The following is a 21,843-nucleotide window of genomic DNA, read 5'->3' as shown; positions in this document are numbered from 1 at the left end:
CATTACGCTGTCTTTGAAAAATGAGCTTTTTTCTGGTGATATCCCTACACAAATAGGATTAGCAGTACATACGTTATTAGTGTGGTGTTCATCACGAAAAAATGTGGAAGGGGGAATTTGATATGTCTTTTATTCACAAACCAATTAAGCCAGTTAGTGACTTCGCGTTAATCGTCGTGTTGTTTATTCTACTAATCATTGTTGGTACAGCATTTGTCCGTTGGTAAGATGAAGTTTGGAAACCTCAAAGGTCTGCCCATAGGTCATTTTATGACCTTATGGGACAGCCCCTATATTACCCCCATTTCACTTAAAAACAGACACGCTAAGGTTTGTTACATAATTAGGAAGTTTATGTCACGTACATCTTGGGGTGAATAACATATGGCATATGAGTGCGTTTTATTCATTTTAGGAGGCAAAGAACAATGAAAATGCCAGAAAAAACAGCTGCACGAAACTTTCTTCAACAATCGTTTCCTCATTGTGACGTTGCATTTTTGGCTGGGAGTGGTGCAAGAGGGGAACTAACAAAACATTCAGATTTAGATATCGTTATCATTGATGAAACACAGTCATTATCTTTTCGACAATGTTTCTTTTGTTTCGATTGGAAATTTGAAGCGTTTGTTTATAACCGTATGTCTTTATCCTTTGCTTTTGAAGTAAGTCGTCTAGAAGGTATTCCTTCGATACCGCGAATGTGTGCTGAGGGGATAATTATAAAAGATGATGGATCAGCTAAAGAAATTCAAGGTGTAGCCATAGAATATTTAAGAAATGGCCCTTCTGAATGGACTGAGGAAAAGCAACAATCTATGCGATTTATGATTACAGATTTATTAGAGGATTTAAATAGCTATACGGATCATAAAGAAAAAATCTTTGTGGGGTATAAACTGTTTGATATTGTTTCTGAATTTGTTTTAAGAGCAAATGGCCATTGGATTGGATATGGAAAGTGGCTGTATCGTTCTTTACTTAATTTCGATAAGGACTTTTGTGAACGATATGTAGAAGCTTTTCAAATCTTTATGAAGACGGGAAATAGTAGGCCTCTAAGTACATTAATCGAAAAAGTATTGGAAGACCATGGCGGTAGGTTATTTGATGGGTACAAAGAGCAGCTATAGATAAGAGAATGATGTAGTAAATTTACTTGTTGTATGGTTAAAGTTCTCTGTTCTTTCGTCTTTATATAATTGAATAAATTTCATAATTTCAATCCCAAGTCAGGCAAGGTTTTCAAGACATGAAAAAAGGAGTACCTCCCCAAAAGTCGAATGAGTAAGTGACCAAACAAACTCTCAGACTGGAGGAAGACTCCCTTTATGACTATTATACGACAAGGAAGCCTATTTGACCTGCAAGATTTATATAATTTAGAACCTACCCACCGTTTTGAAGCAGTATTTCCGACCATTGACATCTATCCTATTCTAGCTGTAGTTTCGAAAAAAGCCCTTAATGGTGCGCCAGTTCAGCTCAACTATGCTGCGATGATTTATTCTCTTGTCGCTAGAATTCTTGAACGAATTCCAACGATAAAAGACCTAATCAAACGACTTAAACACGACTATATGTTCCGTCTAGATTGTGGATTCCTTTTATCTGATGCTATCCCATACGAAGCATCTTATTCGAGAATGCTCACGAAATTAGCTGAATCAGACATTCTTGAACGTGTGCAAGAAACACAAATCCTTCAGGCTATTCTAGAAGGTTTCATCACAGATGATACAGTCGCTCTTGACGCAACTCACATTGAAGCACGTGACCAAGCACCAGCGAAAGAAGAGAAGCCTAAAACTGAGCCCAAGAAACGTGGGCGTAAATCAAAAGAAGAACAAGAGAAATGGCTTCAAGAAAAGGCTGAACACGAAGCGGCACGGCCACTTTACGAGAAAAAGATTGAAACTCAACTTGGTTCACCTTTAGCTGAATTACGTGCAGCCGTTCCTCTAGACCTAAATGGGGGATCAAGAAAAATAGTGAAGGAAAGAACGTATTTTGGTTTGGTTACAAAGGACACTTTGCGGTTGGAACCAAAAGTCAATACATCCTTCAATCACTCTTTACCTCTGGAAACTTAAATGACGGAAAAGCCGCAATCCCTTTATTAAAGGGAATTCAAGAGCGACTCTCTATGCTTCCGATTACTTTCAGCACACTAGATGCAGGGTATGACTATCCTGCGATTTACGAACAAATCTATCGAATGGGTGCCCAATCCATCATTGCTTACAACAAGAAAAACGAATCAGAGTTAGTAGGATTTGACCAGCATTTTGCCCCTACCTGTGTTCGAGAACATTCATATCGCTACGATAGTCATGACTCTACTTACGAGACGCTAAAATACACGCGACCTAAAGAGTGTAAAGACTGTCCGTTAGCGCAAGATACGTTATGTCAAAAGGTGTATAAAGTGAAAATCACGACTGATTTACGTCGTTACACAGCTCCAGCCCGCGGTTCAAAAGCGTGGAAAACCATCTACAAGCAACGAAGTGCAGTTGAGCGGGTGATTGCTTATCTCAAAGAATTCTTCCAATTAAACAATGTTCGTTTTTGAAAATCGGTTATTGGACAAATACCAATTGAATTTTCAAATTTTTATCTTTTATTAAAAACAGGAAAAAGCGGTAGCATCAACCGTTAAGGATGGGCCGCATCTCGGTAGATTTTAAGTGATGTAGCAGGTCCACTTGGTAGGTGATAGCTGACCAGCGGAAGTAGCTGTGTATCTTCATCGTTGATCGCTTCGTTAAAACCAAGTTCGAGCTCAAGTCTGTGCCCAGTTTTGAATATATTTGAAAATAGGTAAAGATAAATGGCGTACTCGATAACCTCCCTGGAGGAACTGGGACTGACCGTGTGTGTGGATGGTGAGGCTTTCCAGGTTCGGATTTGGTATTGTCCAACTCACGGTGCGATGCTTTAAGATAACCAGAAGTTACGAATTTACGTTTTCCATTTGGATCGATGTCGTAAATTTTTGCAATTAAATTCGTGTCATCCGTATCGATGGCCACGAGGACGTAAAGGGCGCCATGACCACTCATTTCAATATCGTCTAAAAATTTTCCACTTTTCCATTTCACCGACTCTGTTTTGAAGTACAGTAGGTGGTGCTTGACAAAAGTCAACTGGCGGTGCAAAGTCTGCAGCAAGAGGCTCTGGTTTATCACTGAGCATATGCGAGGAAGCAAGTAGAATTCTTTCCATTGAGTGTCTAGAAGAGGCCATTGCTCTGCCTCGCGCCATTTATTCTCACGTTCAACGAAATACTGTACTGTAGGCTCATCCATAATACACGGGCTGGAATGATTTTCTACTTAATCAACATGACGGGCCATTCTGGAAAGAAGGAAGTGCACTCACTGTAGCCGACAAGGTAACCTTACCTGCCTATTTCCAAGTCAAGTGGGGGCGCGGCTGGACGGTTTGAAGGAACGATTAACACGTTCAATAAAGTGAAAGGCGTAAAGAAACTAGACTTGCAGCCATACCCACCAATGCAGGAACAACCGTTTCATGAAATCACGAGGAGCTGTTCCGTTGTTATGACTACTGGCTAAAAGGCATCGACATAGGACCTCTTTGGTGTAGTCAATCTTGCTCTTGCTTTTTACGTTACTTATCGCGTACCACTGTCACCGCCATGTCCTTCGCGTGATGCTCGTGGCATTAACCACAAAATCCCTCCATGATAGCCAAGCTCGTACATGTCGAAATGTCCTCCGTTGGTAAAGACTGCTTCAAATGGGGTGGATTTTCAGCCGATGGGAGTAGTTGTACAGTGGCAAAGTACGAGATACCGATCATTCCAATATTCCCATCACACCAAGGCTGTTTGGCAATCCACTCGATGATATGTGAACGTCCTTTCCATCACCTTCACCACCACTACCACTTTTATAGTTACCGCTCAGAACTCCTTCTGAACCGCCGATCCCGCGTCATCGGCAATGACATGACCATAGCCGTGAGTGACAACAGCGTTGATATCACCTGCCTCGATAACACCGTTCCAAAGTGAACTTGGACGCGCTTGTGGAGGCAGTGTAAGCGAGAGTGCTGGAATTTCCTTACCATACGGGATAAGACAAATCAAGGCTGGTACTTTTTCTGTCACATCAGGTCGATAAATATCAGCTGCCAAATGTATTTCATCTCGCATGGGTACCATTACATCTTTTTCAATAACCATTAAATCCTCTCCTTTTAACAATAGACTCTCGGCATTCGCCGAGTTAGATGGGACAAGGCTTTTCTTGTTCCATCTCTTGTGTGCGCCCAGCATGGGGGCAATCTCTAGGATGAAAGTCCCGAACTGTGAAGGTAGAAGTAACAGTTAGCCTAACGCAAGAGTGTCCATGGTGACGTGGAATCTGAAGGAAGCGGGCGGCAAACTTTCGGTCTGAGGAACACGAACTTCATACAAGGCTAGGTATCATTGGATGAGTTTGCACAACAAAACAAAGCCCTTTCTGCCGAAGGTGATACAAAGTAAATGATGCAGATGGAGGGAAGGAAAGATTGTACTCTTACCTGGGGAGATCTGATGAAATGCCAAGCACAATTGGTAATCTATTTAGTGATAAATAGCTGAACAGTCAGAAGTCAGCAGACGTCATAGTACTTCATCAATTCGAAGTGATGAAGGAAGGACTGAACAAGTAAGAAGAATGAGAACTCGGCGTGCAATTCCTACACTGAAGCAGACAATCCAATAGGACTGATGCTAGACTGAAAGTAGACACAGATTGTTATAATAAAATAAATGACAATTTGTGAGGTGCATGACAGTGGCAAAAGCTCAAGTAGCTAGAGAAATAGATGTAAATGAAAATACGCTTCATGGTTGGGTAAAAAAATATGGCCAACAACCTGAAATCAAAGCAGTACAAAAATTTTCTAGTTCAGCTGCTGAATTAAAGGCGTTACAAAAGCAAATCCGTGATCTAGAAGAGGAAGATGAAATCCTAAAAAAGGCGATGCACTACTTCGTGAAAAGCCCTCGGTAAAATTATGAATTTATTCATAACAACTGCTTTCCTGTTACCGAGTGGGGAAGATGTGCACAGTTTTGGGAGTTTCTAAAAGTGGCTACTTTAAATGGATCAACCGTCCCAAAAGTAACAGACAAAAGAAACGAGAAAAAATGAGCAAGTTAATCCTTCAAACCCATCTTGAGTTTAAGCAACGCTATGGAAGCATTAAGATCGCCAAGACGCTAAATAAGCGTGGTGTAATTGTAAGTGAACGAACGGTATCACGGATCATGACGGAGAATAATTGGAAGTCATGTACAGTTAATAAATAAAAAGCTACGACGAATTCCAAACATAAACATCCTGTAAGTGACAAGGTGCGACTGCCCGTCGCACAGAAAAACCGCCGTAGATAAACTGACGGCGGTTACCTCTTACACTTAATTACTTGTTTGTTGAGCTTTCTTGCCAAGTTTAAGGTCGAAACGATCTGCGTTCATTACCTTGACCCAGGCAGCTATAAAGTCACTCACAAACTTTCCTTTGTTATCGTCTTGAGCATAAACTTCAGCAATGGCACGTAGTACTGAGTTTGAACCGAATACTAGGTCACCACTAGTTGCTGTAAGGACAACTTCACCTGTCTTGCGATTACGACCTTCAAATACATCACCGTCTACAGGTTTCCACTCTACTCCCATGTCAAGCAAGTTAACAAAGAAATCGTTAGAGAGTGTACCTACACGATCAGTGAAAACACCGTGCCCAGTTCCACCATAGTTTGTACCAAGAACACGCATACCGCCAATTAATGCAGTCATTTCTGGTGCAGTCAGGTTTAGTAGTTGTGCTTTGTCTACTAGGAGCTCTGCTGCAGTAACACTATATTGTTTTTTCTGATAGTTACGGAAACCATCTGCCACAGGCTCTAGCACTTCAAAGCCTTCTACATCCGTTTGCTCTTGTGTTGCATCGCCACGACCAGGAGCAAAAGGAACTGTTACATCAAAGCCTGCATCTTGTGCAGCTTTTTCTACTGCAGCACTACCGCCAAGTACAATCAAATCAGCCATGCTGACTTTTTTATCGAGACCATTTTGGATGTCTTCTAGTACATTTAGTACTTTAGTAAGTTGTTCTGGTTGATTGACTTCCCATTCCTTTTGTGGAGCAAGACGAATACGGGCACCGTTAGCGCCACCACGATAATCTGAGCCACGGAACGTACTAGCTGAAGCCCAAGCCGTTGTAACTAGCTCGCTAACTGTAAGTCCTGAGTCTAAGATTTTTACTTTTAGCTCTGCTACTTCCACATCTGTTAGATTATATTCAACAGTTGGTATAGGATCTTGCCAGATTAGATCTTCCTCAGGTACTTCTGGACCAAGATATCTTGCTTTAGGACCCATGTCACGGTGAAGTAGTTTGAACCATGCACGAGCAAATGCATCTTCAAACTCTTCTGGGTTCTCATGGAAACGGCGTGAAATCTTTTCGTATTCTGGGTCATAACGCAATGCCATATCCGCGGTTGTCATCATCGTCGGAACACGAACGGATGGATCTTCTGCATCTGGTGCAAGATCTTCCTCGTCAGGATCAACAGCAAGCCACTGATATGCACCTGCAGGACTCTTTGTAAGCCACCAGTCATATTTAAATAATAGATCAAAGTAACCATTATCCCACTGTGTTGGGTTAGCAGTCCAAGCTCCTTCAATTCCGCTGGTGATTGTGTCACGACCAATACCCTTGCCGTGTGTGCTTAACCAACCTAAGCCTTGTGCTTCAATAGGAGCAGCTTCTGGTTCTGGACCAACGTGAGCAGCATCTCCTGCACCATGTGCTTTACCAAAAGTATGGCCACCAGCCGTTAGGGCAACCGTTTCTTCATCGTTCATTCCCATACGGGCAAATGTTTCACGGATATCGCGAGCACTTGCAAGCGGATCTGGCTTACCATTTGGCCCTTCTGGATTAACATAGATTAAACCCATTTGAACGGCAGCAAGTGGATTCTCGAGCTCACGATCACCTGTGTAACGGTTATCGCCTAGCATTTCCGTCTCAGAACCCCAGTAGATGTCTTCTTCTGGATGCCAAATATCTGCGCGTCCACCACCAAAACCAAAAGTTTTGCCTCCCATTGATTCAATCGCAACATTACCAGTTAGAAGCAACAAGTCGGCCCAAGAGATCTTATTACCATACTTTTGCTTAATCGGCCATAGTAGCCTGCGTGCTTTATCAAGGTTGCCGTTGTCAGCCCAACTGTTAAGTGGAGCGAAACGTTGTGCGCCAGTTCCACCACCACCACGGCCGTCGCCTGTACGGTATGTACCAGCAGCGTGCCAAGCCATACGGATAAAGAATGGACCATAATGACCATAATCAGCAGGCCACCAATCTTGGCTGTCAGTCATTAAATCGTGGAGATCCTTCTTCAGAGCATCGTAGTCTAATTTTTGGAATTCCTCTGTATAATCAAAGTCTTCTCCCATAGGGTTAGACTTTCTGTCATGTTGATGTAGAATATTCAGGTTCAATTGGTTTGGCCACCAGTCTTTATTCGTTGTACCACTAGATTTAGGAGTTGTAGCAGCACCGTGACTAAACGGGCAACCTCCAGTATTAGCATTGTTTTTCGTGTCCATATGTTTTTCCCCTCTCTTTGGCAAAATTAGGATCAAATAATTATGTCTCTAGTCTAAAAAAAATAACAAGTTAGAAACAATAATTATTATTATGTAATCATTATAATAAATTATTAATTAAATTGAAAGAATAAAGACTTGCTTTAAAAAAATATTTTAAGCAACAAGTTCAACCATTTTGAATTAGAGGAATTTATGGAAAAGAAGATCTCTACCAATTGTAATACCCCCAAAAAAAGAAGTCGAAACTTAAGATATTTTCGGTGGATAGTAGAAATGATAATTGAAAATTACTAAATGAAAATGAGAATGTAAGGAAAAAATTAGATAGAAAAATAATTATTTCTAAGAATTTATGGAAAATCAGCATGGACAATTAGACTTTTATAGAATTGCAATATATATATATGCTCGTATTAACAATATCATGAGAAGAAATGATATTAGGCAAGACATGACGAGGATATTCCTTGAAGTTCCTATTTTCCTATTAATAAATGAATTGAAATATTACTTTTTCTATTGATAAATGTAAAACTTGAGTAAGAAAATAAGGTAAAACACTGCAACACTATTTAGTTTCTCATCACTATCCAAGCTATGTTGAATGCTGTTCACTTATAACTTCTGAAGGTAAATAAATGATATAACAGTGCGTCAAAAGTTTTTAATGCAATTGAAAAGGCTCTATTTACTTTAATAGAATTTTTGGTGGTTTCGTTTGTCTGTAATAAATAATCGTGCCATGAAAGTGTTAGCGGACATTACACTATACTTAATACATATACCGCAACTATATACCCAGTAATACAAGGCAAGATAATCATTTTCAGAACAAAGTTAGTAACCATGAATATACTAGTACAAAATAAAGATTTTCTTAGAAAGGAGAATATGAAGATGGAAAAGAAAACAGAGCTAACTCTTCAAGAGTTATTAAAACGACTTGGGGTAGAGTCTGAAGCAAAACTGCGAGATTTACTTGAGTCTTTATTGGAAGATTCTAAAAAAGGTCATCTAATAAAACCAAAGCTAGATAAACACCTTGACATAGAATCTTTATTGAAGATCAATAGAGAACAAACTTTACCACACTTAATTGACCTAGATGTTCTTAGAAAAATTCGTAAACAACTAGAAGAAAAAATCGAAGCATTAATAGAAAAAATAGTAAGTTTATTAGAACAACTTCGAAAACAACGTAAAGATTTAGTAAAGCACGTTCCTCTAGAAAGAAAGCGACTTCTAAAATTGCTTTTAGCGTTAGTTAACCTTATTAATCTCAAAGACCTAATTGAAAGATTGGAGTCAATTATTGAAAAAGGAAAATAGAGAGAATAACAGATCTTTTTGAGAGAATAAAACTATTTAGATTATACCCATTACTTTGTAATAAGCTTAAGTTGGACAACCACCTAATTGGGAAGAAATCCTTTTATAGATAATTACTGGTAAAAGTAATGTGGTGAACGAAAGTCTAAACATGTGGAATGCGTAACGGAAATTGAGTTGTATTAAGGACAAGAAGCAGGAACCCAATAAAGGTTCATTGCTTCTTTTTTTTATGCAAGGTCGGCTACATTCTTTCGATATTGCTTTACTCACCGCAATAAACACCACCCGCATAAAATCTTTACAAACTATAAACAATAAAAAAAAGCCATGGAATAATTTGCATGCTTACCTATTCTTGAAAAGCATGAAGCAACGAGTTGTATCAAATGGAATATGACGATTTCATTCAATATGGTATTGGATTATTTCAAGTTTACTTATAGGAGGCGTTTCCATATGTGGAATGCCCTTTTTTGGGGGACACTTGCAGCATCAGCTACATTGTTTGGAGCGATATTAGCACTGAAATTCTCAATTCCAAAACGCATCATTGGTTATATAATGGCACTTGGGACAGGGGCGCTAATTGGTGCGACAACTTATGAGTTATTAGAGGAATCCTTAGAAATAAGCGGTTTTAAAGAAGTGGCCATTGGTTTTTTAGGTGGAGCATTACTCTTTACTATACTAGACTATTTTATTTCTCATAAAGGGGGAGGACACGAGCGAAAAAGAGTGGATCGAAAGTTGATTAAGGATTCAGAGCAGCAGGAGGTTGGAAAAACTTCTGGGATGGGGATATTTATAGGAAGTGTTATGGACACGCTGCCTGAATCAGCGATAATTGGCATGAGTTTAATCGGTGGTGAATCGGTTAGCCTAGCTCTCGTTGTCTCAGTTTTTATAAGTAACATTCCTGAAGGTCTTTCTAGTACAGTTGGTTTACGACAAAGTGGATTTTCAAAGAAAAAAATTATCGTCATGTGGAGTCTCGTTGTTTTTTTCTCAGCATTAAGTGCTTTAGCGGGGGCGACACTATTAGAAGCTGCTTCTAATAGCATTAAAGCGATTGTCAGTTGCCTTGCTGGTGGAGCAATTATTGCGATGCTTGCTTCAACGATGATGCCTGAGGCTTATAAAGAAGGGGGACCAACGGTAGGGTTTGTAACTGCGATTGGCGTCTTTATTTCGTTGTGGCTCCATTATATATAAAGGTGTACTTTGGAAGGTTTCTTTCCCTTGATAATATTTTAGAAATTTTTGTCCTGATTACTGGTATAAACCTAATCCAGAAAATATAATGTATGCCCTTCAAGAGGAACGGTTTAACTTTATATCTATTAGATTTATAAGGCTGTCAAAAAGTCAACTCGACTATTGGCAGCCTTTTTGTTTTTCTTTCTAAGTATGATATTCAGCTGTTGCTTCTGAAGTACATTGAAAAATTTCACCTTGTAGCGTGAGGTTTCCTCTTTGGAAATAGATTAGTTCAATAGCGAAAACAAGAATTTTTGAAAAAGGGCTTAATATAAAATCATTTTAGGAGAAAGGTGAAAATAATATGGGCGTTTTGTGTCTGTAAACATATGGGAGAAAGAGGTATTGTGGGAGGAATTCTGACAACATTGTGGAGATAATATAACAACAATTCATATAATTGGTACAAATCTATAAAAAGTAACCCATATTTCTTGTGAATTCATGCTAATTACTCCTCTTTATGTACTTGATAAGATGTAAATACAAGAAAACACAACATTTAAAAAGAGGTGTATAACATGAATTACCAATTAATTCGCTGTGATATGGAACATCCAGGAGATGTGTCAAAACTAGAAAAACTACTAACTGAAAATGTGATTGAAGCTCAAAATATTAAAGCAGTTATTGCTCAAACTGAAGGAGATGGTTATGCAAGAGGATACGCGACGTTAGCTTTCCAAGTATTATTATCTGAAAAATTGGGTATTAGTTATCAAGAAGTTTTTGATACGATCCCGATGATGATGATTGGAAAAACAGGAGGGTTAATGACCCCACATTATACATTATTTATCGAAAAAGAAGATGAAAAACCGAGTACGGGTGATAAACGATTTGCATTTGGCGTTGCTGATACAAGAGTACTAGAAAAAGATGAGATAGGTACGCTTACGCAGTTAGATCTTGTTACTGAAGCGGTGGAAAAAGCAATGAAAGCAGCTGGAATTGAATCAATTGAAGATGTGAAATGTGTGGAAGTGAAATGTCCTTGGGGAGTTGGAGGAAGTCGAGCAAAAGCAGCGTCTGCTCTCGGTTCAGCTGTAGCTTTAAAGGAAATTGATCGAGAAGGGATAACTGAAGCGAGTATTAATGAAGATCATTCTCTCTATTCTTTAAAAACGTCTGTATCGGCAGGACAGGAACAGGTGGCAGTGCGGATCATCGTTATGGGGAACTCAAGTTCATCAACGAGTGACCTTTACATTGGTGCTGGTGTGATGAAAGATGCTCTTGATTTAGAAGGGTTAGTCGAGTCATTTCAGGATGCAGGGCTCGATTGTATATCATTTTTAACAGAGGAACAAAAAGATCAGATCGTTCAAGTATTTGTCAATGCAGGAGCGGATGCTATTGGAGAAGTGAGAGGGAGACGACATACGATGCATTCGGATGCTTTAGCGATGCATTCTGGTATTCTAGCAAAAGCAGTTGCGAATGCTGTAGTCGGTAGTTTAATTGGAGAGACGAGAATATTATGTTCGGCAGGTTCAGAACATCAAGGACCTCAAGGATCTAATCTTGTTGCACCCATTATTCGCGTAGGAGGGATTCGATGACATTCTCAGGCTGGATGAACTATCACGCTCATATTGACAAGGGTTTCTTATCACCCACTTACGTGTATAAGGATGCACCTGCTCCAGTTCGAGCAGAGTGGACAAGAGAAGCGAAGATGTTAATGACAAAAGATGAAATTAAACAAGCGGCAAATTTTGCATTAGAAAAAATGTATAAATACCAAACGGCTTATGTTAGAACCCATGTTGATGTGGATCCCCTTTTTGAACTACGGGCGATTGAGGCTTTACTTGAAGTGCAACAGGAGTGGAAGGATCGTATCGTTATCGATCTTATTGCCTTTAATCAGGAAGGTTTCGATCGTTTCCCTGAAACAGAAGTGTTATTAAAAGAAGCATTGACGATGGGCGTAAACGGAATCGGTGGCCACACGAGTATGGACCAAAGTGGTAGGGGCCATATTGATAAAATTCTTAGCCTTGCTGAGACAACTGATATCGATTGGATCGAATTTCATACTGATGAAACGGGAAGACCAGATGATTTTAATCTACCGTATCTAGCTAAGCGAGTGACAGAAGAACAATTAGGCGAGAAGGTGACAGCGATTCATTGCTGCTCACTCGCAAATGTCGATGATGATCTCGCAATCGACACGATTGCTGCTGTGGCCCACTCGGGCATGACTGTAACAACTTGTCCAACCGCGATTGCGACTAGGTCATTAACGAGAGTCAAAGAGTTGGCAGCAGCTGGTGTTAAAATTCAGCTTGGCTCGGATAATTTAAGAGACTATTTTAATCCACTCGGTAGCGGGAACATGCTGCAATATGGTCAGCTACTCGCCTATGTATCGCGGTTCTATGAACCACAGGAAATCAACCAGATTATAAGTTGGTTAAAAACAGCACCGAATCATCCAAGAGTTAAACAAGCGCTCAATCAAGTAGCTAACCACTTTAAGTTAGAAGAAGGGTTAACGAACACAGAGCTATTGGCTGAAGCCATTATAGAGGAGAGGAATTCATTTCTTCTGAGGAAAAATTGAAAGGAGGGTCAAGATGCAGACAAAACCTGAAGTAGATGTCATAAATCAATCTTATAAAAAGGAAAAAAGAAAGATCCATCTTCCTCAATCGCTTTGGGCAACGTTAACGTTAGTGGGTCTACTTTCAATATGGCAATTTCTAACAAGCTTGCTTGAGATACCGAGATATATTTTACCTTCTCCTGTCGATATTATTGGTCGTTTTATAACGGATTTTCATATGTTATTCAATCACTCTCTCACTACTTTAACAGAGGTGCTACTCGGATTTGGTTTAAGTTTAGTCATCGGTGTCCCGTTAGCGGTCTCTATTGTGTATTCTCGCTATTTAGCAAACTCACTTTACCCTATACTTATTGGAATTCAATGTATTCCGATGGTATCCATTGCACCGATTTTAGTGATCTGGTTTGGCTACGGTTTAACAACAAAGGTTATACTCGCTTGCTTAATTTCATTTTTCCCTATCGTCATCAATTCGGTCGTCGGTTTTCGGTCACTGGATAAGGATATGCATGATTTAGGGAAGTCAATAGGTATTTCTGAATGGAAAATCTTTTTTTACTTACGGTTACCGAATGCTCTTCCGCATTTATTTGGTGGATTTAAAGTAGGGATTACACTAGCTGTCGTTGGTGCGATTGTTGGAGAGTTCGTTGCTTCTGAGCGAGGCCTAGGTTATTTACAACTCACGGCTAATGCTAGACTTGATACGCCACTCGTATTTGCCACACTACTAACACTTGCCATAATCGGAATGTTATTATTCTTCTTTGTGCATCTGATGGAGAAAGTATTTATGCCTTGGTACCATGCCAATAAAGCAGGAGGAGGAAAATAAATGTCTACGAAATTAGCCCTCTCACATGTCGAGAAGATTTTTAACACGAAAACTGGATCAGTCCAAGCCTTACGTAGTATTCATTTAGCTGTTGAACCTGGGGAATTTGTATCGGTTGTTGGTCCAAGTGGATGTGGGAAAAGTACAATCATGCGAATCATCGCCGGCCTAGATAAACCAACAAGTGGAAAAGTCCATATCAATGATAAACCACTTAAAAAAATTGCAGAAGGTGCTGCTGTTGTTTTCCAAAAGGACGTATTACTTGCGTGGCGAACCATCTTAGAAAATGTATTATTTCCTCTTGAAGTAAAGGGATTAACATGGTTTGATCGTCCTAATCGTCAAACGAATAAATCGAAAGCGATGGATTTATTGGAAGCAGTTGGTCTCAAAGGTTTTGAAGATAAATATCCCCATGAGCTATCTGGTGGAATGAGGCAAAGAGTTTCGATTTGCCGAGCGTTAATTCAAGATCCGAAGCTTTTGTTAATGGATGAGCCGTTCGGAGCATTAGATGCGCTAACTAGAGAACAAATGATGTACGATTTGTTGAAACTTTCGAATAAGTACGGATTCACGACGATCTTCATTACCCATAGTATTGAAGAGGCCGTGTTCCTATCGAATCGAGTTGTTGTCATGTCAGAAAGACCTGGAACCATTTTAAAGGAAATTCCGATTGAATTACCTGTGCCAAGAAATGGTGATTCAAGGCTACATCCTGAATTTAGTAAGCAAGTAGGAGTTATCCGCAGTATTTTTAAAACGCAAGGAATTTTGGCTGAAGCTTAATGTCTAGAGTTAATCGAGGAGGGTCAAAAATGAAAAAATCTATTCAACTATTTGTTTTGATGATAGCTACTGTATTTTTCCTTGTTGCATGTGGTTCTTCTAATGATACGAGCTCTGGTTCTGTTGCTACTGAGCCTGATGAAGAAGTAGGATCGGGAGAAACTAATGGTGATACTGAAATTTTAGGAGAGCCAGAAGTCACTGATATTACATTGCGTCTGAACTGGCGCTTTAAAGGCGAGTTCTCACCTTTTTATGTCGCGGTGGAAAAAGGTATATTTGAAAAATACGGTTTGAATGTTGAAGTGTTAGAAGGGAATGGATCAACGAATACGATGCAAGCCATTGCGCAAGGGCAAGATGATTTTGGAGTTACGTCAACAGTTGAGCCTTCTCAAGGTATAGCTGAAGGAATGCCTATTCGGATGATTGCAACTTATACTACTCGTTCCCCCATTATTATTGCTTCTCACCCAGAGACACCAGTAGAAACTCCGAAAGATTTAGAAGGAAAAAGGATTGCGATGTCGATTGCTTCAACATTTACAAATATTTATCCATTTTTCTTGGAAAGCAATGGAGTCGATGATTCAGCAGTGACCCCAGTTCAAGTGGAAAGTTCAGCGCGAAATGGATTATTTTTAAATAAGGAAGTCGATGCTGTAGCGATCTTTTCGTCAAATGAATATCCAATCTTTGAAAAGGAATTAGGTGTGGAACTAACACCGTTATACTTAGCAGACTTTGGTTATGATTTAGCTGGTTTATCAATCATTGGAAATACTAGATTTCTAGATGGGAACCCAAATACAACGAAGCGTTTCTTAGCTGCCCTAGATGAAGCATTTGCCTATACATTTGAAAATAAAGAAGAAGCTGTTGCCATTGTGAAAGATTTATTCCCAGAAGCAGTCGATGAAGAAATTGTTCTTCTTCAAATTGAACTATTTGAAGAGATTGCCGCTTTTGATGATGTACCTTATGGTTATATGTCCGAACAAAACATGATCGACACACTTGATATTCTTGAAGTAAGTAGTTTAATTAGTGAGAGATACGAATTAGAGAGGTACTACACAAATGAATACTTTATGGCGGAATAATTAGGGTGATCATTGAGGAGGTCTAAATAAATAGACCTTCTGTCATTCATCCAAAAAGGAGGTAAGGTTTGTGTACGATCCTCAATTTTTATGTACACAGAAAAAACAAGCATTGCTGGTCATCGATATGCAAAATGATTTTGTTTCGAAAGATGGAGCTTTTGCCCAAGCAGGTTTTGAGGTGGAACGATTACAGCGCATTGAAAAAACGATATGTAGAATGGTGAAAACCGCTAGATTGAAAAACATTCCAGTTATTTTCATCGGTATGCAGCATACTGATGAAAACGATGGTAATGGTGCGTGGGCTTTCCGACGTAAAGCAATGAAGCACCCAAATAGCTGTAGACAAGGTACATGGGGGGGCAAATGGTATGGTATGTTGCAGCCGCTTCCATCTGATAAGGTCATCTGGAAGCACAGATACAGTGGATTTGTAAATACTTCATTACATGAACTTCTTCAGCAGCTAGGGGTGGAGACATGTGTGTTGACTGGGATTAACACGAATACTTGTGTGGAGTCAACCGCACGAGATGCACACCACTTAGATTATCACGTCGTGTTAGTGGAAGATGCAACAGCGTGTGTGATGGCAGATGCATATGAACCGTCTTTGCTAAATATTAAGAGACATTTCGGAGCAGTTGTGAAAAGTGCGGAGTGGTTAGTATATGAGGCCAATTCATCTTAAAGAGAAGTGGTAAAAGTTGTTTATTGGTAGTGTGTGCACGAAGATAAATAAGCCATTGTAGGCAAAATGATTTGTCTCATCGGCTTAGGTATTTTCAATCTTTAAAGTAAAAGTATGAAGTTCATTAACTTAGTTGAAAGTGAATTTATTAATTCTACACTATGACGATAGAAGGTGGTTGTCATGACGGAACAATACAATCGACGAGGTCTGACGGTTGATGGCTTATTAGAGCTTGAACCTTTAGCAGGTGCAAGGATCATTGCGGGAGATGGAAGTTGTTCAAATGTTATTAGTCGGGTAAATATCATAGGATCACCTGAAGTTTTAAATTTCGTCAGGCCACAAGAGTTTATTATGACAACGGGATACCCATTTCGTGATCAACTTGATGAATTTGCCGAGCTAATAAAGAAATTACATGATAAAAATGTTGCAGGAATCGGAATTAAAATACAGAGGTTTATTCCTGCGATTCCCCAAAGCCTAATTGATATTGCTAACGAGTTGAACTTTCCTGTAGTCGAAATACCTCCAACCGCTATATTCTCTGATATTATTCGTGTGGCGATGGAGGAAATTTTTTACCAGGAGTCTGAACATATTATTACTTTATATGATAGAATACAGAAATTTACAAATTTAATAATTGAAGGAAGAGGGATTCCAGAAATCATTTATGAACTCGAACAAATGATTGGAAATCCAGTGGTTCTTCATGATTTAGATGGAAATATCATCGCCCCTTTAATGTCAGATGTGTTGAATGAAACAGAGTTGCGACATACAGTTCAAGCAATTGAAGCAAAAACAGGAATAGGACTTAGTCAGATTAAAATACGTGAAGAGTCATTTTACTGTTTTTCCTCCCGACTCACTAGCAAAGGGATCTTGAATTATATTCCCTTTATCGCTTGTATTGAAACGAATTATCAACTTACAGAAGTAGATCACCTCACCATTGAAAAAATCAGTACGATGCTTAACATGGAGATAGCGAATCGGAATACGCAAAGGAAAATTGAAAGAAAGTATTTAAATCAATTTGTTAAAAACTTAATGCTGGGGGATATGCCGACAAAAAATGAAATTGAGATTCAACGTCACTCCATCGGTGTTGATTTTGAAGAGAAATGGTTTCAAGTATTTATATTAGATTTAAAAAGTAAACACCTTCTTTTAAATGAGTTACACGGTTTTACAGAGAATGTAACAAGAATGATTAACGGCACGCTGCTAGTTGCAACCATACATGAAAGATTAGTCTTTCTCTTAATAGAAAATACAAAAGATTTACTTCGTTCTAGTATGACAATAATTGATAAAGAGACGGAGCGTTTCCTTGAAATGAGGCAATTGGAAGGCGAGTTTGTATTGTGTATTGGTGATGAAGTAGATCAAATAAATCGGATCCAATATAGCTACAATCAAGCCAAAAAGGTGTATTCCATTTATGGACATTATGATGAAATGAACAGGATGATCTATTTTGATCAGCTTCATGTGTATCGTTTCCTTTATTTGCTTCCAGAAAGTGATGAGTTAATTAGATATATCAATGAAATATTAGGTCCTCTTGAATTAGATCAGAAAAAAGGTGGTAGTTATCTAGAAACATTAGAGGCTTATTTTCAGTGTAATCGCAATATACGGATGACGGCTGAAAAACTATTTACCCACTATAATACAATCATTTATCGTATTGAAAGGATAACAAAATTACTAGAAGTTGATCTCGAAAACTCTGAGGTTGCATTAGAAATACAACTGGCACTAAAACTGAGAAAGATGCAGCACTATGTTCATACGAAAAACGAAATAAACGAACAAATGCTGTCTAGTTAATCAAAAGGGATGAACCATTAAGGAGGAGAGTTATGTTCCATTGGAATGCAATGAATCGTGATAATTTAAATATTAAAGTAGTTAACGAAGGACGACTTAATGAGTTAACTTTTGCTGTGAAGGATGTGTTTGATATCAAAGGCCTCGTCGCTGGTGCAGGGAACCCTGATTGGCAGAGAACACATGGTAGGGCAACGGAACACGCCGAGGTTGTACAACGTTTATTAGAGGAAGGCGCTACGTTAAAGGGAACGACTCATACCGATGAATTGATGTTTAGCTTAAATGGGGAGAACGCTCATTATGGTACGCCAGTGAATCCGAGTGATCCTACTAGAATCCCAGGAGGTTCATCAAGTGGATCTGCTGTAAGTGTCGCTGCTAGTCTTGTAGACTTTGCGATCGGAACTGATACAGGTGGATCGGTTCGAATTCCGTCTAGCTATTGTGGTAATTATGGAATTCGTCCAACTCATGGTGCTGTTTCAACAGAGGGTTTAATTCCTCTTGCTAGCCAATTTGATACTGTTGGTTGGATGGCGAAATCAGCCGAGCTTTTATATGAGGTTGGTCAAGTGTTACTAGACCAACCAGAAACCAAGAAGCGGTTTACCAAGCTTATTATTCCCCAAGATATTATTTCAATGATGCCTACTGAATGTAAGGATGTATTTCTAAAACAAGTAGAATGGTGGAAAAATCAGTATGAGCATGTGAATATGCAAGTCATTGCTCCTGACGGGATTCAAGAATGGTTGAATGCATTTCGAACGCTCCAGGGCTATGAGATTTGGCAGACGCATGGCGAGTGGATTTCAGAAGTGAATCCTACGTTTGGTCCAGATATTGATCAACGATTTAAATGGGCAAGCACTATAAAAGAGGATGATGTTCATCTGGCCAAACAAAAGCAGAAGGACTATCGCAAACAAATTTTGGAACTTCTCGGTGAAGATGGAGTGATTTTAATGCCAACTGCTCCAGGTATAGCTCCAAAGGTAGGAAAACAAGGGAAAGAACTTGAAGAACAGCGCGTTAAAACGCTGCAAATGACATGTATTAGTGGTTTAGTAGGTTGTCCGCAAATTTCATTACCACTTCTACAAATCGATGGCCTTCCAGTTGGTTTGTCATTGCTTGCAGGAAGAGAACAGGATCTTCGTCTCTTGCATGAAGTGAAATTCTGTACGGACCAGATAAGTCTAGTAGGATATGAATAGGAGGAGTAGGATGAGATTTGCAACCGTATATATCGACGAAAAGGAAACCGCAGCGATTGCTATTGACGAGGGACTTATTTTGATTAATACGCTGAATGAAATTTCAGGGAAAAATTGGAGCCCTAATTTATTAGAACTCATTGAAACGGGTCAAATTTATGAATTGGTTCAATGGTTTCATCAACTTCCGCATGAGGAAATTATACGTTGCAATGTACTTGATGAAACGAGTGTTCCATTTGCGCCTTTGTATCGCAGACCGCGAAAAATCTGGGGAATTGGGATGAATTATTTGCCACACGAGCCAGACCCAAATGAAACATATTCAGATCCAGTCAGTTTTATGAAACCAGACACATCAATCATTGGAATGAACGACACCATTCTCATTCCTCATGGCTCTATAAACACAACGGCCGAGGCTGAACTTGGGATCGTTATTGGAAATAAATGTTCGAATATTTCAAAAGAAGACGCCGTCGACTATATTCTTGGGTATACAACCACGTTAGATATGACAGAAGCGGATATTCATAGCGAAAATCAACGTTATTTAACACGAGCGAAAAGCTTTGATACGTTTTTTAGTTTTGGTCCATATTTAGTGATAGATGAGGTTGAAAATGTAAAGGAACTTGTAGTGACTACTGTGTTAAATGGGGAAAAGGCCCATCAAAATGTCGTTTCGCATATGCGTTATGATATACATGAAATAATTGCTTTTCATTCAAAGGTGATGACCTTACTACCAGGCGATATTATTATTACTGGTACTCCAGGTTCGGTCGTCATTCGAAACGGAGATATAGTAGAGTGTCATATTTCAGGCTTTGCGCCTCTAGTTAATGAAGTAAAAGGATAGAAAGGAGAAATTATGGGTCCACTACACATTAATTCTTATCGACCGACAACGATGTCGGTCAATGGTATGATCACAACTCCTCATTATTTAGCCACTCAAGCAGGACTTCGAATTTTGCAAAATGGAGGGAATGCAATGGAAGCTGCCATTGCTGCCGCTTCGACAATTGCCGTCGTTTATCCGCATATGAATACGATTGGTGGCGACAATTTTTGGTTGATTTTTGATGCAAAAAAGAAAAAACTTTCAGCACTTAACAGTAGCGGACGTTCAAGTCACCAAGCAACAATTGATTTTTACAAACAAAGAGGGTTCCACACTTCAATTCCAGTACGAGGATATTTATCAGCGAATACTGTTCCAGGAGCTGTAGCTGGCTGGGCTGCCGTGTATCAGTACTCTAAAGAAAATGGACTAGGGACAGCAAATTGGTCAGATCTTCTTCAATCGGCGATTTCTTACGCGAAAGAGGGATATCCAGTTACCCCCAGTCAACAATATTGGACAGAAGTCAACCTAGATCGAAAAGATCAAACGTATCGTAACCTCCAGAGATTTCCAGAGTTTTCTCGTATTTTTACAAATAGTGGTGAGCCATGGAAGGCTGGAGAAGTGATGAAGCAAACTGACCTTGCGTTAACGCTTGAAGGAATTGCGGAGAACGGAGCAGATGCTTTTTATAATGGATCAATTTCGAAACAAATGGTTGCTGATATACAGAAACATGAAGGAGTTCTTACGGATAAAGACTTTGCAGGTCATGTTTCGGACTGGGTGGAACCGCTCTCTATGAACTACAGAGGATATACAGCTTATAATTTACCACCGAATACACAAGGTATGGCATCCCTATCTATTCTAAACATTTTAAATCAATTTGATTTAACTCATATCGAAGAAAATTCAGCCGAGTATTATCATTTGATAGTGGAGGCAACGAAGCAGGCGTTTTCAGATCGAGACGAGTGGCTGACAGATCCTGACTTTTTAGATATTCCTATTCATCAACTGCTTTCGCCACAGCACGGGCAAACACTTGCTAGCAAAATAAATTTTACTAGTGCTTATACAAATGAGAAGCAACTTGATCCTAAGGGAGATACAGTCTGGTTCGGTGTTGTTGATAAAGATGGAAATGCGGTTTCCTTTATTCAAAGTATATATCATGAGTTTGGTTCTGGTATTATTCCTAAAGGAACAGGAGTGTTGCTACAAAATCGTGGCAGCTTTTTCTCACTCGATCCAACTCATATTAATCATCTTGAGCCGAATAAACGTACATTCCATACATTGAATCCAGCGATGTTATTAGCTGATGATCAACCATTTCTCGTTTATGGGACGATGGGAGGCGAAGGACAACCGCAAACACAGGCCGCGCTCGTGACACGCATCGTAGATTATGGAAGAAGTGTCCAAGAAGCGATCGAAGCGCCACGTTGGTTATACGGTCGTACGTGGGGAGTGAGCTCGAATAGTTTAAAGTTAGAGTCGCGCATTCCGAGTGAAGTTCAACAATCATTAGCTGAGCTTGGGCATCATGTTGAAACAATGCCTGCATTTACAGATGTGATGGGGCATGCAGGTGCTATTCAGATTGATCCGAACTCTCGAGTCAAATATGGTGGAGCTGACCCGCGTGGTGATGGAGCTGCAATGGGTTATTAA

General features: G+C 39.5%; 20 protein-coding genes and 1 pseudogene. 17 read left to right on the top strand and 4 right to left on the bottom strand.

Annotated features, from left to right (window positions below):
• Positions 1-122: 122 nt before the first annotated feature.
• From BK574_RS15215 to BK574_RS15205, 3 genes and pseudogenes are all read left to right on the top strand, one after another.
• Positions 123-227 carry a YjcZ family sporulation protein gene (locus BK574_RS15215; protein ID WP_142247974.1) on the top strand — a complete coding sequence of 35 codons (105 nt, stop codon included), beginning with the start codon at positions 123-125 and terminating at the stop codon, positions 225-227.
• A 201-nt stretch (positions 228-428) separates the two neighbouring features.
• The gene (locus BK574_RS15210; protein WP_078429197.1) at positions 429-1,133 is read left to right on the top strand and encodes a nucleotidyltransferase domain-containing protein; all 705 of its coding nucleotides are present in this window, start codon (positions 429-431) and stop codon (positions 1,131-1,133) included.
• A gap of 198 nt (positions 1,134-1,331) precedes the next feature.
• Positions 1,332-2,572, top strand: a pseudogene (locus BK574_RS15205) (transposase); the annotation flags it as partial.
• A 79-nt stretch (positions 2,573-2,651) separates the two neighbouring features.
• Here the strand turns inward: BK574_RS15205 and BK574_RS29245 are convergent.
• The 3 genes from BK574_RS29245 to BK574_RS28840 form a co-directional block, all read right to left on the bottom strand.
• Positions 2,652-3,311, bottom strand: coding sequence for a CocE/NonD family hydrolase C-terminal non-catalytic domain-containing protein (locus BK574_RS29245; protein ID WP_078429196.1), 660 nt, complete (start codon positions 3,309-3,311; stop codon positions 2,652-2,654).
• A gap of 379 nt (positions 3,312-3,690) precedes the next feature.
• Positions 3,691-3,828, bottom strand: coding sequence for a hypothetical protein (locus BK574_RS28845; protein ID WP_274379427.1), 138 nt, complete (start codon positions 3,826-3,828; stop codon positions 3,691-3,693).
• 103 nt (positions 3,829-3,931) lie between these two features.
• A complete protein-coding gene (locus BK574_RS28840; protein ID WP_218970581.1) occupies positions 3,932-4,234 on the bottom strand; it encodes a CocE/NonD family hydrolase in 303 nt (100 codons plus the stop codon).
• A 577-nt stretch (positions 4,235-4,811) separates the two neighbouring features.
• On the opposite strand from BK574_RS28840, the gene BK574_RS15190 reads away from it, so the two are divergent.
• Both BK574_RS15190 and BK574_RS29240 read left to right on the top strand, forming a co-directional pair.
• A complete protein-coding gene (locus BK574_RS15190; protein ID WP_158211671.1) occupies positions 4,812-5,030 on the top strand; it encodes a transposase in 219 nt (72 codons plus the stop codon).
• A 50-nt stretch (positions 5,031-5,080) separates the two neighbouring features.
• Complete coding sequence (locus BK574_RS29240; protein WP_078429194.1) at positions 5,081-5,329, top strand: IS3 family transposase; 249 nt, start codon at positions 5,081-5,083, stop codon at positions 5,327-5,329.
• Positions 5,330-5,437: 108 nt separating this feature from the next.
• On the opposite strand, the gene katG is transcribed toward BK574_RS29240, so the two are convergent.
• Complete coding sequence (gene katG / locus BK574_RS15180; RefSeq protein WP_078429193.1) at positions 5,438-7,651, bottom strand: catalase/peroxidase HPI; 2,214 nt, start codon at positions 7,649-7,651, stop codon at positions 5,438-5,440.
• Positions 7,652-8,551: 900 nt separating this feature from the next.
• Here katG and BK574_RS15175 point away from each other — a divergent pair.
• From BK574_RS15175 to ggt, 12 genes are all read left to right on the top strand, one after another.
• A complete protein-coding gene (locus tag BK574_RS15175) occupies positions 8,552-8,983 on the top strand; it encodes a hypothetical protein (RefSeq protein WP_078429192.1) in 432 nt (143 codons plus the stop codon).
• 459 nt (positions 8,984-9,442) lie between these two features.
• Positions 9,443-10,198: a ZIP family metal transporter gene (locus tag BK574_RS15170; protein WP_078429191.1), complete on the top strand. Its 756-nt coding sequence runs from the start codon at positions 9,443-9,445 to the stop codon at positions 10,196-10,198.
• Between the two features lie 566 nt (positions 10,199-10,764).
• A complete protein-coding gene (locus BK574_RS15165; RefSeq protein ID WP_078429190.1) occupies positions 10,765-11,805 on the top strand; it encodes a ring-opening amidohydrolase in 1,041 nt (346 codons plus the stop codon).
• Positions 11,802-12,815, top strand: coding sequence for an amidohydrolase family protein (locus tag BK574_RS15160; RefSeq protein WP_078429189.1), 1,014 nt, complete (start codon positions 11,802-11,804; stop codon positions 12,813-12,815). The genes BK574_RS15165 and BK574_RS15160 overlap by 4 nt, the downstream gene beginning before the upstream one ends.
• A 13-nt stretch (positions 12,816-12,828) precedes the next feature.
• Positions 12,829-13,656, top strand: coding sequence for an ABC transporter permease (locus BK574_RS15155; RefSeq protein ID WP_075388048.1), 828 nt, complete (start codon positions 12,829-12,831; stop codon positions 13,654-13,656).
• A complete protein-coding gene (locus BK574_RS15150) occupies positions 13,657-14,451 on the top strand; it encodes an ABC transporter ATP-binding protein (protein ID WP_075388049.1) in 795 nt (264 codons plus the stop codon).
• 29 nt (positions 14,452-14,480) lie between these two features.
• Entirely contained in the window at positions 14,481-15,554 is a 1,074-nt protein-coding gene (locus BK574_RS15145; RefSeq protein WP_078429188.1) for an ABC transporter substrate-binding protein, read from the top strand.
• Positions 15,555-15,624: 70 nt separating this feature from the next.
• Positions 15,625-16,248 (top strand): cysteine hydrolase family protein, encoded by a 624-nt coding sequence (locus BK574_RS15140; protein ID WP_078429187.1) that lies wholly within the window; start codon positions 15,625-15,627, stop codon positions 16,246-16,248.
• A 183-nt stretch (positions 16,249-16,431) separates the two neighbouring features.
• Positions 16,432-18,093, top strand: a complete 1,662-nt coding sequence (locus tag BK574_RS15135; protein ID WP_078429186.1) for a PucR family transcriptional regulator — start codon at positions 16,432-16,434, stop codon at positions 18,091-18,093.
• A 32-nt stretch (positions 18,094-18,125) separates the two neighbouring features.
• A complete protein-coding gene (locus BK574_RS15130; protein WP_078429185.1) occupies positions 18,126-19,313 on the top strand; it encodes an amidase in 1,188 nt (395 codons plus the stop codon).
• Between the two features lie 10 nt (positions 19,314-19,323).
• Positions 19,324-20,175: a fumarylacetoacetate hydrolase family protein gene (locus BK574_RS15125; RefSeq protein ID WP_078429184.1), complete on the top strand. Its 852-nt coding sequence runs from the start codon at positions 19,324-19,326 to the stop codon at positions 20,173-20,175.
• Positions 20,176-20,187: 12 nt separating this feature from the next.
• Positions 20,188-21,843 (top strand): gamma-glutamyltransferase, encoded by a 1,656-nt coding sequence (gene ggt / locus BK574_RS15120; protein WP_078429183.1) that lies wholly within the window; start codon positions 20,188-20,190, stop codon positions 21,841-21,843.

Origin of the sequence: Alkalihalobacterium alkalinitrilicum, from assembly GCF_002019605.1 — a bacterium.
Classification (GTDB): Bacteria; Bacillota; Bacilli; order Bacillales; family Bacillaceae_F; genus Alkalihalobacterium; species Alkalihalobacterium alkalinitrilicum.
This window is presented reverse-complemented; position numbering and strand designations above follow the sequence as displayed.